The organism is Acuticoccus kandeliae (assembly GCF_003073115.1).
Genome location: NZ_QBBV01000001.1, coordinates 1,212,722 through 1,228,680, shown reverse-complemented (window position 1 = coordinate 1,228,680; position 15,959 = coordinate 1,212,722). Strand labels below are relative to the sequence as shown.

The 15,959-nt window shown below is 66.8% G+C and carries 13 protein-coding genes; 2 read left to right on the top strand and 11 right to left on the bottom strand.

Going from position 1 to position 15,959, the window contains the following annotated elements; translation table 11 throughout:
- Positions 1-8 precede the first annotated feature (8 nt).
- The 9 genes from DBV35_RS05660 to DBV35_RS05620 form a co-directional block, all read right to left on the bottom strand.
- Positions 9-689, bottom strand: a complete 681-nt coding sequence (locus DBV35_RS05660; protein WP_108659230.1) for a nitrile hydratase subunit alpha — start codon at positions 687-689, stop codon at positions 9-11.
- Between the two features lie 2 nt (positions 690-691).
- Complete coding sequence (locus tag DBV35_RS31375; protein ID WP_108659229.1) at positions 692-1,003, bottom strand: SH3-like domain-containing protein; 312 nt, start codon at positions 1,001-1,003, stop codon at positions 692-694.
- Positions 996-1,346, bottom strand: a complete 351-nt coding sequence (locus DBV35_RS31370) for an SH3-like domain-containing protein (protein WP_108659228.1) — start codon at positions 1,344-1,346, stop codon at positions 996-998. The genes DBV35_RS31375 and DBV35_RS31370 overlap by 8 nt, the downstream gene beginning before the upstream one ends.
- 45 nt (positions 1,347-1,391) lie before the next feature.
- Entirely contained in the window at positions 1,392-2,468 is a 1,077-nt protein-coding gene (locus tag DBV35_RS05645; RefSeq protein ID WP_108659227.1) for an ABC transporter ATP-binding protein, read from the bottom strand.
- 14 nt (positions 2,469-2,482) lie between these two features.
- Positions 2,483-3,283 (bottom strand): ABC transporter permease, encoded by an 801-nt coding sequence (locus DBV35_RS05640; RefSeq protein ID WP_108659226.1) that lies wholly within the window; start codon positions 3,281-3,283, stop codon positions 2,483-2,485.
- Positions 3,270-4,187: an ABC transporter permease gene (locus tag DBV35_RS05635; RefSeq protein ID WP_108659225.1), complete on the bottom strand. Its 918-nt coding sequence runs from the start codon at positions 4,185-4,187 to the stop codon at positions 3,270-3,272. The genes DBV35_RS05640 and DBV35_RS05635 overlap by 14 nt, the downstream gene beginning before the upstream one ends.
- Positions 4,180-5,271 (bottom strand): extracellular solute-binding protein, encoded by a 1,092-nt coding sequence (locus DBV35_RS05630; protein ID WP_108659224.1) that lies wholly within the window; start codon positions 5,269-5,271, stop codon positions 4,180-4,182. The genes DBV35_RS05635 and DBV35_RS05630 overlap by 8 nt, the downstream gene beginning before the upstream one ends.
- A complete protein-coding gene (locus DBV35_RS05625) occupies positions 5,268-6,056 on the bottom strand; it encodes a GntR family transcriptional regulator (RefSeq protein ID WP_108659223.1) in 789 nt (262 codons plus the stop codon). Before DBV35_RS05625 ends, DBV35_RS05630 begins: the two co-directional genes overlap by 4 nt.
- Positions 6,057-6,287: 231 nt before the next feature.
- Positions 6,288-7,997, bottom strand: coding sequence for a uracil-xanthine permease family protein (locus tag DBV35_RS05620; protein WP_108659222.1), 1,710 nt, complete (start codon positions 7,995-7,997; stop codon positions 6,288-6,290).
- Positions 7,998-8,409: 412 nt separating this feature from the next.
- Between DBV35_RS05620 and DBV35_RS05615 the strand changes: the two genes are divergently transcribed.
- A complete protein-coding gene (locus DBV35_RS05615; RefSeq protein WP_108659221.1) occupies positions 8,410-9,996 on the top strand; it encodes an arylsulfatase in 1,587 nt (528 codons plus the stop codon).
- A 114-nt stretch (positions 9,997-10,110) separates the two neighbouring features.
- Here DBV35_RS05615 and DBV35_RS05610 read toward each other — a convergent pair whose 3' ends face one another.
- Positions 10,111-11,376, bottom strand: a complete 1,266-nt coding sequence (locus DBV35_RS05610) for a GAF domain-containing sensor histidine kinase (RefSeq protein WP_108659220.1) — start codon at positions 11,374-11,376, stop codon at positions 10,111-10,113.
- 89 nt (positions 11,377-11,465) lie between these two features.
- A complete protein-coding gene (locus DBV35_RS05605) occupies positions 11,466-14,621 on the bottom strand; it encodes a calcium-binding protein (RefSeq protein WP_108659219.1) in 3,156 nt (1,051 codons plus the stop codon).
- A 263-nt stretch (positions 14,622-14,884) separates the two neighbouring features.
- On the opposite strand from DBV35_RS05605, the gene DBV35_RS05600 reads away from it, so the two are divergent.
- On the top strand, positions 14,885-15,925 hold the full coding sequence (locus DBV35_RS05600; protein WP_108659218.1) for a magnesium transporter: 1,041 nt from the start codon (positions 14,885-14,887) through the stop codon (positions 15,923-15,925).
- Positions 15,926-15,959: the final 34 nt, after the last annotated feature.

The window sequence follows — 15,959 nt, the reverse complement described above, 5'->3', positions numbered from 1 at the left end:
CCGGCAGGTCAGGCGCCCACCGGGACCTCCGGAACGGCCGTCCCGATCATGCAGTCGCGCGAGACGATGGCCTCCAGCGCCGGGAGGTCCCACCCCTCCGTCCCCGCCGGCCGCATCGGCAGGACGAGGTAGCGCATGTCGGCGGTGCTGTCGTGGACGCGCACCTCGGTCCCGGCGTCGAGGGTGAGGCCGAATTCGGCGAGCACGGCGCGCGGCTCGCGCACCACGCGGGAGCGATATTCCGGCGCCTTGTACCAGGCGGGCGGGATGCCGAGGAGCATGCGCGGGTAGCAGGAGCACAGCGTGCACACGACGACATTGTGGAGCCCCGGCCCGTTCTCGACGACGGACAGCTCGGGCATCCCCGAGACGAACATCGTCTTGCCGGTTTCCTTCTCGATCGTGTGGAGCGGATCGGCGACGAGGGCGGCGCGGAAGGCCGGGTCGACCCAGGCGCGGGCGATGATGTGCGCGCCGAGCGCCGGGTTGCGGCTGTCCATGTTGTCGATCTGGCGGCTGATCATCTCCGCCGTCACGACGCCCTTCTCGATGAGAAGCTCGCGCAGCGCCTGCTCCAGGATGCGCGAGTCGCGCGGCGCGGGCGGATCGTCCGACGCCGGCGCGTGCGGGTCGTGATCGTGGCCGTGATGATGATCGTGGTCGTGCGGGTGGTCGTGATCGTCGTGCATGGTCAGGCCTGTCCCGGTTTGTGGGCGGCGTCCGGCAGGAGCCAGTGCTCGTAGAGGTCGGCGTAGAGGGTGTCGCCCGGCGTCGGATAGTCGGGCCACAGCGAGGCCTGGTCGAAGCGGACGCGATAGAGGCGGCGCTTCGGAAGGCCCGGCTTGTGGTAGGCGAGGCGCGAGGGATCGGCGTAGGTGCCGATCTCGCGATCGACGATGCCGGTCTTGCCGCGCAGATAATGCGGCGTGCGGCAGTGCGGCTCGGGCGGGCCGCCGACCACGCGCACCGCGACGCCGGGCCCCAAGGCGGGCGCGTCACTCACCGAAGCGGCCTCCGGCTTCCGCCGCCGCGATCGTGGCGATCCGCGCGTCGAGCTCGTCGCGGTCGATCACCTCCTGCTCGATGAGGAGTTCGGAGAGCGCGTTCAGCCATTTCACGTAATAGTCGAGCGTGGTGTAGGCCTCGGCGCTGTTCGCCTCCACGGCGCGGCGCAGCGCGTCGACGCGGAAGGCGCCGATCGAAGGGCTCACCATCAGCATCACCAGCGCGTCGACCCGCTTCTCGAAGAAGGAGACGCCGTGTTCGTCGCGATCCACCGGGCCGGCCGTGAGGCCGCCGAGATCGTTCACCCGCTGCTCGGGCACACTGTCAGCACAGACGCTCATCGCTTCCTTTCCTCGAACCGGTCGCGGGCGGGGCCGATCGGCCGCTCACCGCGCATGGGGGAAGACCAGGACATCGGTCTTGGCGAATTCGGCCCACACTTCGGCCCCCGCTTCAATGCCCCCGCCGCCGAATGCGTCGGTCGGCATCGCGACGCGGAAGGCCTCGCCCGCATGCTTCACGTAAAGCTCGGCCGCCCCGCCCTTGAAGACGCTCTGGACGACCGTGCCCTTCAGGACGTTGTCGCCCTCTCTGGGGGCCGTCGTCAGCGTGATCCGCTCCGGCCGCACGCCGATATGGACCTTCGCCCCTTCCGCGAGCCCCGCCCCGGTGCCGACGAGTTCGGCCCCGCCGGTGGTGACGAGACGCGCCTCGCCGCCGGAGACCGCCGCGACCTCTCCCTCGAAGATCGAGCTCGCGCCCAGAAAGTCCATGGCACGCGCGGATTTCGGCCGGTGATAGAGCTCGGCGGGCGGGCCGATCTCGGCGATGTCGCCGTCGAACATCAGCGCGACGCGCTGGGCGAGCGACAGCGCCTCCTCCTGGTCGTGCGTCACGATGATTGAGGTGAGGCCGAGCCGGTTCTGCAGCGTCTTCAGTTCGAACTGCATCTCGTCGCGCAGCTTGCGGTCGAGCGCGCCGAGCGGCTCGTCGAGGAGGAGAATGTCCGGCTTCACCACGATCGCGCGGGCGAGCGCGACGCGCTGGCGCTGGCCGCCCGACATCTGCGCCGGATAGCGTTCGCCGAACGTGTCGAGCCGCACGAGGCGCAGCGCGTCGTCGACCCGCGTCGCGATCTCGGCCTTCGGCACGCGGCGGCGGATGAGGCCGTAGGCGACATTTTCCGCGACATTCATGTGCGGGAAGAGCGCGTAGTCCTGGAAGACGAGGCCGACATTGCGCTTGTGCGCCGGGCGGCCGAGCACGTTGGTGCCGCCGATCCGGATCTGGCCGCGATCGGGCCGCACGAAGCCGGCGATGGAGCGCAGCGTCGTCGTCTTGCCGCAGCCGGAGGGGCCGAGCAACGCGACGCACTCCCCCTCCCCCACCTTGAGGCTGAGGTCGGGCAGGATCGTGTTCGCGCCGTAGGAGACCCGGAGATTCTCGATTTCGAGGCTGGCCATCGATGGCTCCCAAACTACCGCGGCAGAGCCAGCGAGACGATACGATAGCGCTTCTCGGCGATCGCGATGAGGATCGTCAGGACCACGATGTAGACGGTCGAGAAGGCCGCCGGCGTCGGGTCGAAGCTCTGGTTGATGTAGTTGAACACCTCGATCGGCATGGTCGTCAGCGAGCCGCGCACGAGGAACAGGCTGATCGGATAATTGTCGAACGAGATGAGGAAGGCGAAGAGGAAGCCCGAGACGACGCCGGGCGCGATCTGGGCGAGCGTCACCGTGCGGAAGACGGTGACGGGCGTCGCGCCGAGCGAGGCCGCCGCCTCCTCCTGCGAGCGTTCCGCGAGCAGCAGCGACGAGATGATCGTGCGCAGCGGATAGGCGATCACGAGCACCATGTGGCCGACGACGAGGCTCCACCAGGTGAAGGCGACGCCGATCGCGATGAAGAATTGCACGAGCGCCATGCCGATCGCGATCATGGGCAGCGAGATCGGCGAGGCGAGCACCGTCGCGATCGCCCCGCCGAGGGGGACCTTGCCGCGCACCAGCGCCAGGGCGGCGAGGCCGGCGAGCGTCGTCGCGAGCGCGGCCGAGGCGATCGCGACCTGAAGGCTCGTCAGCGTCGCCTCCACGATACGGTTGATGGAGCCGATCTCGCCATACCAGCGCAGCGACCAGCCGGTCGGCGGGAAGGCGATGAAGCTCGACTTCTCGAACGAGGCCACCACCGTCACCAGCACCGGAAAGGCGAGGAAGGCGATGCCGAGCGCGGCGAGCGTGCCGATGATGAGCTTGAAGCCTCTATCCTCGAACATGGGTCTTTCCGATCCGGCGCACGGCGAGCGCGTAGAGCCCGATGACGGCGAAGGTGCACAGCGTCAGGAGCACGATCACGGCCGAGCCGCGCGGGAAGTTGAGCTGGACGAGGAGCTCGTCCGCGGCGACCTGCGAGGCGAACGCCGTCGCGGGAGAGCCGAGCATCAGGGGCGTGACATAGGCGCTGGCGGCGATCGCGAAGGAGAGCGTCACCCCGCCGAAGACGCCCGGCATCGAGAGCGGTAGCACGACGCTGCGCAGCACCGTCCAGGGCGAGGCGCCGAGCGACTGGGCCGCCTCCCACACCGAAGGCTGGAGCCGCACGAGAGCGCCATAGATCGGCAGGATCATGAAGGGCATCGCATAGTGGACGAGCGCCACCAGCACCGCGCCCTCGCTATAGACGAGCCGCACCGGCCACTCGACGATGCCGAGCGCGACGAGCACCGAGTTCACCGGGCCGCCGTCGGCGAGCACGACGAGCCAGCCATAGTTGCGCACGATGATGCTCGCGGCGAGCGAGGCGAAGGTGAAGACGAGGATCGACGTGCGCAGCCAGGGGCGCGCACCAATGAGGAAGAGCGCGATCGGATAGGCGATCAGGAAGGTGATGAGCGTCGAAAGCGCCGAGAGACGGATCGTGCGCTCGAGGCTCGCCATCATGCGCCGGCTGTCGAAGACCTCCGCATAATGCTGGGCGGTGATGCCGGCCGCGCCCTCCGGCGGCTGGACGCTCGTCTCGAGCATCATCAGCACCGGGTGGATGTAGAAGACCACCATGAAGGCGACGGCCGGCAGGAGCAGCAGGCCGACGCGCCCCGGCCAGGCGAGGCGCGACCACCAGGGTCGCGCGCGCGCCATGCCGAGCGGCGCACCGGCCGCGGCGAGGCTCTTCTCAGCCAAAGTGCTCGTTCCAGGCGTCGGTCAGCGCCTTGCGCTCACGCGACAGGAAGCCCCAGTCGGCATAGAGGGTCTTGTCCGGATCGCCGATCCGCGCGGCCGTCTCGGCCGACGGTGTGACGTCCTTGTGGCCGCAGCGCGTCTTGAGGACGCTGTCGATCTTCTCCTCGAACTCCTTCGAGAGGGAGATGTTCACGTAGACCTCGGCAAGCTCCACGTTCGGCGCGTTCAAGGCCATGTTGAGGCCGACGATCTCGCCGTGCGCGCCCTCCTCCAGCGCCGTCGCGGGCGCGACGGGAGCCCCTTCATCGATCACCGGGTTGATGAACGGGCCATAGAAGGGGACGAGCGGAATCTGGCCACTCTGGACCATCTGGATCGCCTGCGGCGCGCCCGTATAGACGACGACGCCGTTGTCTTTCAGCTTGGCGAGATATTCGAGGCCGGCCGCCAGCTCATACTGCGCTTCGGCGAAGGGCTTGCCGGTCGCGATCTGCGCCGCGGTCGTAACCATGCGCACGCCGTTATTCCAGGTGATCGGCGGGATCGCGATGCGGCCCGAATAGGCCGGATCCCACAGCGCCTGCCAGGAGGTCGGCGCCTCCTTGATGCGCTGCGTGTTGTAGTGGAGCGTGTGGTAGGCGTCGAAGCCGCCGGCCGAATAGCCGTCCGCCATGTCGAACGCCGGGATCAGGTTCGCGAAGTTCGGGATGTTCTTCACGTTGTGCTGGCGCAGGAGACCCTGGTCGCGCGCGAGGAAGACGCCGGCCTCGGAGAACTGAAGGAGGTCGGGCGGATTGTCCTTCTGCGTCTCGAGCATCGCCAGCATGTTGCTGGTGACCGACTGCTGGACGTTGAGCTTCGCGCCGGTCTCCTTCTCGAAGATCGGGTTCACCTCGTCGATCCAGAGCTTGGCGGGCAGGCCCTGGTTGAGGACGACGGTGAGCTCGCCCGCGGCACGCGCGGCGGTGGTGACCCAGGGGGCGGCGAGCCCGGCCGCGGCGGTCGCGGCGGCGCCCTTCAGGACGCGGCGGCGCGTCGGCGCGGCAGACGGCTTGGCGGAACGGGTGGGCGGAGACTGGCTCATCGGTGGGATCCTTTGGCTCTGCGAGCTCGAATGGGGTGGTCCTGGGTCGTCGCGGCGGTCGCGATCGGCAGCATCGGCAGCGTCGCGAAGGGGTCGGGTGGGCCGTCGTGCGGGGCCTCGATCTCGTCGGGCGGCAGCATGCGGTCGCGCGCGGCCCAGATGTGCTCGCGCATCGCGGCGGCGGCGCGGTCCCCGTCGCCATCGAGGATGGCGCGCAGGATCGTGCGGTGGGCGCGGTTGCTGTCGGAGAGCTGCTCGGGCGAGAAGCGGAAATAGTGGCGGATCGCGCTCGGAATGGTCGTGACCTGGGCGATCAGGCGCTGGAGCTCCTGGTTGCCGCAGCGCGCGTAGATCGCCTCGTGGAATTCGTGATTGAGGTGGGCGAGCGCCTCGCGCGCCTCCTCGTCGCAGCCTCCGGCGATGAGGCCGTCAATTGTATCCAATATCTCAGCCAGCCGGGCGGCGGTCTCGGCCTCCAGCGGGGCGCGGGCGGCGAGCCGCGTCGCCTCGCTCTCCAGGATCGCCCGGCAGCTATAGATCTCGGCGACACGCGCAGCGGTGTAGACCGCGACGAAATGGCCGCGATTGGGGACGAAGGTCGCGAACCCCTCCGCCGTGAGGCGCGACAGGGCCTCCCGCACGGGCGTGCGTGACGAGTTCAGCGCGCGGGCGAGCTGCACCACGTTCAGGCGCGCGCCCATCGGCAGAACGCCGGTGAGAACCCACGCCCGCAGAGTTTCGTGGGCTTCAGAGACCAGATCATGGGCATTGATCGCGGAGACCATAGAAAAAATGATATACAATCCGGGGAACACCGCAATAGCGATATTTTAATCGGCGTTTATTCAGTCATCTGCCGAGTCTCGCGGCAGATCACGCTTGAAACCGCGCCATTGCACGGATCAAAACGCAACTTCTTCGTGAGCAGGTGCAGCAAACCCTGATCAGTGGTCGATAAAACTGGCTTCCGCGAAAAACGCGGGGCGTGTCAGGCCCGCGGCGCGGGCCCCGCTTGCCTACATGTCGAAGCTGAGGCGCAGCGTCGTCTCGGACCCGCGCGTGATGGTCATCGAGCGGTCGACGAACACCTGCAGGCCGACATTCTGGAGACCGATCAAGACCGGCGTCTCCTCGGTCGTCTCGGCGACCTCGGCGGAGAGGTCCGGCAGGTAGAGCGGCAGGCCTTTGTAGCGCAGCTCGATCTCCAGCGAACCGTCCCGCTCCGCCGCGCCGATCGCGACCGGCTCGCGCATGAGCTGCCCTTCCTTCAACGCCTCGATCGCCTTCTCCGTGTTCACGAGCGCCCGCTCGACCACCTCCTTCGTGAGCCCCCACGCCTTGCTGTTGACCTTCAGCGCCACGGCCAGCTCGGCGAGGGCATCGGCGGAGCGCTTCCACAGGATCTCCTGGTGGCGCCCGGATGCGATGCGGAAGAGGAGGAGGAGACCGATCCCCGCCGTGAGGCCGAGCGCGAGCCCGCTATTGGTGACGATCCCGAGCCAGCCCGGCAGCGCGTCGAAATATTGGATGGAGACCAGCCGGGTGAGCGGCAGCAGGATGCCGAGCCCGATGACGAAGGTGAAGCGGATGTCGAGCGTGCGCGCCAGCATCAGCTGGAGCCCGCTCGCGAGCATGATGGACGCGGTGAACACCAGCAGCGCCCCCGCCACCGCGAGCGGGAGCTGGAGGAACACGTCGGCGACCTTCGGCATGAAGGCGAGCGCGACGAGGACGGTGGCGGCCGCGTAGGCGACGAAGCGCGAGGTGACGCCCGTCGCGATCGAGACGCCGACGAGGCTCGGCCCGATATTCATCCCCGGCGCGCCGACGAGCCCGGCGATGGTGCAGCCGATCCCGTCGGCGAGGATGCCCTTGCGGATGTTCGTGAAGTTCGGCCGGTTCCAGGACGCGTCGTTCGCGCGCTGACAGGTCGTCACCACGCCGACGGTGCGGATCGCGGCCGCGACGCCCGCCGCGATGAACGCGGGCAGCAGGCCGGGGTCCCACTCGAAGCCGATATAGGAGGGGTTCGGGAGCGCGAGCCAGGGCGCCGCCGCGATCTCGGCGAGGCCATCCGCGTCGAAGAGGCCGAACGCGAAGGCGGCTGAGACGCCCGCCACCATGCCGAGCAGCGAGCAGACGAGCCGCCACACCCCCCGCCCCCAGACGGTGAAGGCGACCGCGACGGCGAAGGTGAGACCCGCCACCGCGACATGGGTCGCAAGGTGCGGCGCCGTCTCCTTGCCGATGCCGAGCGAATGCTGGAGCCCCACGATGCCGAGCTCCATCGCGATGATGCAGATGGTGAGGCCGGTGATCGCCGGCTGCATGATGATGCGCAGGCGATGGAGGTAGCGCGCGATCACGATCTCGGTGAGGCCAGCGCACACCGTCATGCAGGCAAGGCCCGGAAGCCCGCCCGCCTTCACCGCGAGGATCGAGGGTCCGAGATAGATCGCGGAAAAGACCGGCGGGGCGAGGTAGCCGGAGCCGACCGGCCCGCGATGAAGCGCCTGCAGGACAGTGCCGACCGCCGAGGCGAGCATCGCCATCGAGACGAGGCTGCGCGCCTCCTCTTTGCTCGCCCCCGCCGCGTGAACCACGATCACCACGATGACGAGATAGACGCACAGCAGGAAAGCGTACTGCATCCCGAGGAGCAGAAGCTGGAGGGCGGGCGGCCGATCGTCGACGCCGATGACGATGTTGGCAGGTGGCTTCGGCATCAGCCGCGCGGCCCTTGCGTCAGGACGGGCCGGATCCCGCAGGCGGGCATGGCCCGGCCGGACCGTTCATCGCCCCGACCTTGATCTTGGCAATCCGACCGAGAATGGCCTGTGCGCGCTCTGCGCTCCTTCAAAATACAATTCCCCACGTGCAACATTATCCAAACAACTCGTACTTTATATCCACATTTGCGACGGTGTCAGCGCCACCCGATTCGAACAATGACGGTGCCCCGGAGACGAATTCTGCGTGAAATGACGACCGCCTCAGGCGAGACCGAAGCACCAAGATATGCTAAAGTCGTCGCTGGCTTGCTCTTTCTTGCAACACCACTTTGCGCGAATGTGCGGCAGCCCCCATGAGTTGCCATGTTGGCGAGGATGCCGCTCCAACTCATGGAGGAATGGTCGCATGTGTTCGATTCGAGCTCTTTTGACCGGGATCGCGGTATCTTTGGTCGGGACCGGCCTTGCCTTGGCACAAACGCCGGAGCGTCCCAACATCCTCGTTATCTGGGGCGACGATATCGGGTGGCAGAACGTGTCGGCCTACGGCCTTGGCACGATGGGCTATACGACCCCGAACATCGACCGGATCGCCGAGGAGGGCATCCGCTTCACCGACCACTATGCTCAGCCGAGTTGCACCGCAGGACGCGCGGCCTTCATCACCGGTCAATATCCGATCCGGTCCGGAATGACGACGGTGGGACAACCTGGATCCCCTCTAGGCCTTCAGGCCGCGTCACCGACACTCGCGGAACAGCTCAAGCAGATCGGCTATCGCACCGGCCACTTCGGCAAGAATCATCTCGGTGACCGAAATGAGCATCTGCCGACAGTCCATGGCTTCGACGAGTTTTTCGGCAATCTATATCATCTCAATACGCAGGAAGAAGCTGAACAACGCGACTATCAGCGATTTGGCGAAGAATTTTCTGGAAGCCTCGAGGCCTACGAAGAGCAATTCGGAACCCGGGGTGTCATCCACAGCTTCGCATCTGAGACTTTTGATGACACAGACCAGCCTCGATTTGGTGTCGTTGGCAATCAGACCATCGAAGACACCGGTCCTCTGACACAAGAAAGAATGAAAGGATTCGATGAAGGCGAAGTGATCCCTCTTGCAGAGGAATTCATGAAGAACGCCCAGAATGCAGGAGAGCCGTTCTTCGTCTGGCTAAACACCAGCCGCATGCATCTTTATACGCGCCTGAATGACGAGTGGCGCTACGCGGCCGAGACCTTCACCACCGAGGCCGACTTTCACGGCTCAGGTATGCTCCAGCACGATCACGATATCGGGCTGGTCCTCGATTGGCTCGATGCGCAGGGCCTCGCCGACAATACGATCGTCTGGTACTCGACCGACAATGGGCCAGAGCATGCCTCATGGCCGCACGGCGCTACGACCCCATTCCGCGGCGAGAAGATGACCACCTATGAAGGCGGCGTTCGAGTCGTCTCGATGGTCCGTTGGCCGAATGTGCTCGAGCCTGGAAAGGTGCTCAACGGGATCCAGGCGCATCAGGATATGTTCACCACCCTTGCGGCCGCGGCCGGAATAGAGGACGTGAACGCCGAAGTCATGAGTGAGAAGCAGCAATACATTGATGGCGTCAATAACCTACCGTACTGGAAGGGCGAGCAGGCTAGGTCAAACCGCACTCATATCTTTCACTATTATGAAAGCATTTTGACAGCGGTGCGGATGGGGCCCTGGAAGTTTCACTTCTCAACAAAAGAAGACTACTACGCCAACCTCACCCCACGGACGGTTCCTTTGGTGTTCAACATCAGGGCAGACCCGTTCGAGAGCTACGACTCGACCGACGGTTATGGTCATCTCATGCAGAAAGTATCATGGCTGATCCAGCCAATGGGCGTTCTGATGCAACAACACCTGCAAACGCTCGCCGACTACCCCCCTGTGCAGGGTGGAACGTCGTTCAACATGTCCAATATCGTCGAAGACTTCATGAGCAAAGGCATGCAGTAACCTGCGCCCTTAGTTGCGGGTGCAGGTTTCCTGCACCCCTGCCGAATAGCGAACGGCGGCGGTCAAGCGGATGGCAAGCGACCGATTGCGTCGCCCCCTGCAAGGCGCAGCGCGTCAGCGCGGCAGGGGCATCGTGAAGGTGAACCGCGTCTCCTGCGCCGTCGACAGGACGTCGATCCGCCCGCCGTGCGCCTTGGCGATCTCGGCCGAGATGTGAAGTCCGAGGCCAAGCCCCGCCTGCCCCTCCTTCGCGCCGCCCCGGAAGAAGGGCTGGAAGAGGCGTGGCATCGTCTCGGACGCGATCGGGGTGCCTTCGTTCGCGATGGCGATCGTGAGGGTGTTGCGGTCCGCGGTCGCGGCGAGGCGGACCGGGGCGCCCGGCTCGCCGTGCAGGATGGCGTTGCCGAGGAGGTTGGAGACGAGCTGGCCGATGCGCGAGGGATCGCAGCGCACCGGCCCCGAGAGGTCGACCTCCATCTCGACCGCGCGCCCCGGCGCGACGAGGCGAATCTCCTCGACGACATGGTTGAGGAGCGGCTCCAGCTCCACGCTCCCCCGCTCCAGCGTGATCCCGCCGCCGAGACGGCCGCGCGCGAAGTCGAGCACATTGTCGATGAGACCCGACATACGGAGCACGCTCCCGGCCATGAGGCCGAGAAGATATTTCGATTTATCGCTCTGCGGCTCCTTCTGGAGCAGGCGGACGCCGCCGTCGATGGAGGCGAGCGGGTTGCGCAGATCATGGCCGAGGACGGCGATGAACTGCTCGCGCAGCGCCGCCGTCGCGCGCTCGTCGAAAAGGCTCGCCTCCGCCTGGCGCGTGCGCCGCGCCGCGCCGAGCTGGGCGCCGATGATCTCGGCGAACATCTCGAACATCTCGATCGTCTCCGGCGTCTTCAGCCTGCGCGGCTCGGGATCGATGGCGCAGAGCGTGCCGAAGAAGGCGCCGTCCGGCAGCAGGATCGGCATCGAGATGTAGCTCTTGAGGCCGTAGAAGGCCGGCGTGTGGTGGTGGCAGTAGGTCTCGTCCGCGCCGACATCGTCGATGATGATCGCCTCGCCGCTCTGGCGGATCTCGTGGCAGAGCGTCGTCTCCACCTTCAATTCGCCGCCGGGGCGCAGGCCGAAGGCGATGTCGTCCCGCACGCTCAGCGCGATCCAGCGCGTCTCGGTCACGCGCGCGACCGCGGCGAAGCGCATGCCCGTGAGGCGGCACACGATGTCGAGGATGGTCGGGATCGCCTTCACGTTGGCGACGTCTTCAAGGTCCTGCTCGAACGGGTCGAGCGCGGCGGGCTCCGGCGAACGGGCGGCCTTCGGATCCTCGGCGTCCTGTTCGATCGTGCCGCTGGCGGAATGGATGGAATAGCGGTGCGACATCCGGCGATCGGGCTCTTGCGCTTCGTTGGGGGATGCGGGGCGGCTCTACAACCGCCCTACCACATCCGTCAATCGAAGATTGGAGCCCTTCAGACGAGAATCACGCTGATATCATCGAGCGAGGCGCCCGCGGCCTCGAAAGTCTGCGTGAAGCGGCCGTCGGTGACGCTGAAGATGCCGTCCGAGACTTCGCTCACGGTGAGGGCACGGTCATCGGCGATCGTGATCCGGTCGCCCTCGCCCGCGTCGAAATCGACGATGATGTCGCCCTCGATGTCGCCGAAGCGCAGGAGGAAGAGGTCTTCCCCCTCCCCGCCCGCCATGCGGTCGGCGTCGAGCCCGCCCGTCAGCGTGTCGTCCCCGGCGCCGCCAAAAAGCACATCCTCGCCCGCCCCGCCGAGGAGCCGGTCGTCCCCGTCCATGCCGCGCAGCACGTCCTCGCCATTCTGGCCGAGGATCTCGTCGTCGCCGCTGCCGCCGGTGAGCGTGTCGGCCGAGCCGCCGCCATGGAGGGTGTCGTCTCCCGCGCCGCCGCGGCCGATATCGGCCCCCGCGCCGAGGTGCACATAGTCCGCCCCGCCGCCGGCGTGGGCGCTGTCGGCGCCGCGCCCGCCTTCGAGCCGGTCGCTGCCTGCCCCGCCGAGGAGCGAGTCCCTGCCGTTGCCGCCGATGAGGAGGTCGTTCCCCTGCCGACCGATGAGCTCGTCGTCGCCGTCGTTGCCGTGGAGCGCGTCGTCGCCGCCGCGCCCGTCGAACTGGTCGTCGTCGCCCCCGCCCACGATGCCGTCGTCACGGCGCGAGCCGACCGCCGTTCCGCTCGCCGCCGACGCGAAGATGAAGTTGGAGGCGGTCAGCGGGAGATTATTGTCGTTGAGGAGGGCGCGCAGCTGCTGATTGGTCGTGGGATCGGTGTACTCGAATGCGAACCCATCGATGATTTGCAGCTGTCCGAACGAAGTCGCGCCGATTTTCCGCAGGTCGATGATGTCGTCCTGCCCGAAATCGGGGATCTCCACCATCGAGACAGTGTTGTTCGGATCGAAGAAGAGGCCGAACGTGTCGGTGCCGCCGAGGCCGTACATCGTGGTCCCGCTCGCCACGATATAGAGGGAATCGTTCTCCTCCGAGCCGGTGAGGCTCGAGACGTTGTAGGTCGAGCCGGTCATCATGTTGACGAGCACGTCGCCCGTCGCGTCCCCGCCCTTCAGCTCCAGAAGGCCCTGCTGCAGGACGGCCGTCACCCCCTTGGCCGAGGTCTGGTAGGTGAGCCCCATGTCGCCGGCGCCGATATCGAGATAGTCCGGCCCCGCCCCGCCGCCGATCGTCGTGCCGTTCGACCCGCGCACCCAGTCGTTGAGGGGGCCGCCGATGAAGGTCTCGAAATTCGTCACCGAGTAGGTGTTGAGCGCGGTGGTGAAGGGCGGGGTCGTGCTGTCCGGCGCCACATTCGTACTGCCGGTCGGCACCGCGTCGATGATGATCGGGGTCGTGGCGGTGAGGTCAATCACCACCTGATAGGCCTTGGCCGGGGTCTTCGAGCTATCGATCTGCTCGCCGTAGAAGAAGATCAGCGTGTCGCCGCCGTCGCCGCCATCGAAGGTGCCGCCGCTCGCCCCGGTATAGACCGTGTCGGCCCCGCGCCCGCCCGTCACCGTCTCCGGGACGAGCTCGCCATTCTCGATGTCGGCCATGAAGGTGTAGATGACGTCGTTGTCGTCGCCGCCCGCGAGGGTGTCGGAATGGGTCGTGCCGAAGATGAGGTCGTTGCCGGCATAGCCCTGGATGAGGGTCGGCAGGGGGCCGCTGTCGGAGAGGGTGAAGTCGGCCGGATTCACGAAGTGCGGGTTGCTGGTCAGCGCGTCGGAATATTGGGTGCCGAAATTGATCGTCCCGGCGTCGCCGATGCCCGCGACGCTGCCGTCCGCCACGATCGGGCCGATCGCACCCCACGCGGCGAGCTTGGTGCCGGCCGGCACCACGGGCGTGTTCGACGGCGCGCTATAGCCGCCGCCCGGCAGAAGGCTCAGCACGTTCTGCGAGGTGAGCGAGTCGAAGCCGCCATCCGATTCGATCACGGTGGAGCGCGACAGGACGCTTTGGAGGAGGGCCTGCGCGGTGTTCGATTGCTCCTGCGACACGCCGACGGATTTGAGGAAGTCCTCGCTCAGCATCACCTCCGCATAGGTGTTGCTGTCATTGTCGGAGAACTTGATCCCCCAGCCGTTGACCCCCGCGGCATTCTGGAAGAACTCGACCGAGTTGTTGAGCGTCACGTTCTGCGCGACGGGGACGAAGATGACGTCCTCGCTCGGGTCGAAATCGGTGACGACAAGCACGTCGGGACCGCTGCTCGGCGTGGGGCTCGCCTCGAGTGCGATGAGGAAGTCGACGAAGGATTCGACGCTCGCCCCGAGGATCTGGCCGAGCCCGCCGAGCGCGATGCCGTCGGCGATGCTCGCGCCCGCGCCGAGGAGATCGGCGACCACGGAGCTGACGACCTGGCCGACCTCGTCGTTGACGAGGTTCTGCGCCCAGATCGACCAGAAGTCCGTGCCGCCGGCGGTCCCGTCCGCGTTGTAGCTGAGGAGGAAATTGTCCGCCCCGGGTCCGCCCGTCACGACATCGGTGTCGCCATAGCCGCGCGGGCCGGCGTCGATCACGTCGTTGCCGGCGCCGCCATGGATGGTGTCGCTGCCGCGATAGCCGAACAGGCTGTCATCGCCCGCGGCCGAATCCGGCGTCGGCAAGGCGAGCTGGTTGTTCTGGACGAGCGTGTTGCTGAAATTGATGGTGTTGTAGGAATCGCCGTGGAGGAAGTCGCTCTGCTTCCCGCCATTGATGAGGTCGCTTTCCGCACCGCCATAGGCGATCAGCGTGATGGTCGTCGCGTTGTTGACGCCGAAATCGGGCACCTTGTTGATCGTATCGTTGCCCGATCCGGCGACCACCGTGATCGTGTAGGACGGCAGCAGCGACGGATCGTCGGGGTCGGCCATCACGGTCGGGAAGTTGATCGTGTCGTCCCCCGCCCCCGTCGCCGCGTAGGCGACATTGGCGTTGAGATTGAACGTCCCGGGCAACGTATAATCCTCGTTGAGGGGGACGTAGGCGACGAAGGTGTAGATCTCGTCGAGCGTGTCGAGCGCGAGGTTCACCGTGTACTCGATGGAAGGGTTCGCCTGCCACCAGCGATAGTCGCTGTCGTTGGTCGATGGGGTGAAATCGTTGAAGCCGACCGTCGCCAAATCCGTGCCCTCCCGGAGAGGCGGGCACCGTGGTCAGGTCACACCGTGACACATCGACCGAAGAGCCGCCGTTTTGCTTCGACTTTTTGTTTTCGTCGATGTGCTTTTGCACTTTTATCACTTCGTTATTGCGGCTCAAGTGAACAAACGGACGGATAACGCAATCTTGCCATGTTTCGCCGCGCCCGGCCCGCCGTCGTTACCGCCCTGTCATGGGCGATCGGCTAGGCTCCGGCTCTCTGCGCCGAACTGAAAAGCCACCGATGCCCGACACCTCGCCCCGCCCGGACCCGCCGACCCCGTTCGACCCGATCGAGACCATCACCCGGCTCGACATCGTCCGCGCCGCTCCCGAAACGCCGTGCGGAGAGGTCGCCGCGCGCCTCGCCGCGGCGTCGCAGGAGGTGGGCGACGTCGCCTGCATCACCGACGCCGATGGCCGCCTCCTCGGCATCGCGACGCTGCGTGACTGTCTGCGGGCCGACCCCGCCGCCCCGGTCGCGGGGATCCAGCGCACCGCGACGCCCGCGGAGCCCGACTGGACGGCCGAGGAGGCCGCGCACGAATTGGTGGACGAGGCCCTCCCCGCGCTCCCGGTCGTCGCGGCGGACGGGACGGTGCGAGGCCTCGTCCCGGCGCTCGCGGCCCACCGCTACCTCATCGAGAAGGTGGAGGACGACACGAACAAGGCCGTCGGCATCGTCGGCGAGCAGAAGGACGACTACCTCGACCTCTCGGTCTGGGCCGACTTCTGGCGGCGCGTCCCGTGGGTGCTGAGCCTTGCCGTCGCGGGGCTCGCGGCGGGCTATGTCGTCCACGTCTACGAGGACGCGCTCGACGCGCTCGTGATCCTCGCCCTCTACATGCCGATGGTGGCCGACACCGGCGGCAATGTCGGCACCCAGTCGGCGAGCCTCGTGACGCGGGCGATCAGCTTCGGCGACGTCACCGCCCGCGACGCGGCGCGGATCCTGTGGCGCGAGACCCGCGTCTCCCTCCTGATGGCGGGGACGCTTTTCCTGTTCGCCTACCTCAAGGTTCTCCTGATCTCGAACGGCGCGGACGTGCCGGAGGGGCTGACGCTGAACGCGATCGGTCTCGCCATCGCGATCGCCCTCGCCGCGCAGGTGGTGAGCGCGACGCTGATCGGCGCGGTGCTCCCCGTCGCCGCCGTCGCGGCGCGCCAGGACCCCGCCGTCGTCTCCGGCCCCGCCCTCACCACGATCGTCGACCTCACGGGCCTCCTCCTCTATTTCGGCATCGTCACCCACGTCCTCGATCTCAGCCTCGTCGCAGCCACCTAGTGGTGGCATTCGGCGCTTTGCCCGCGCCCCGGCG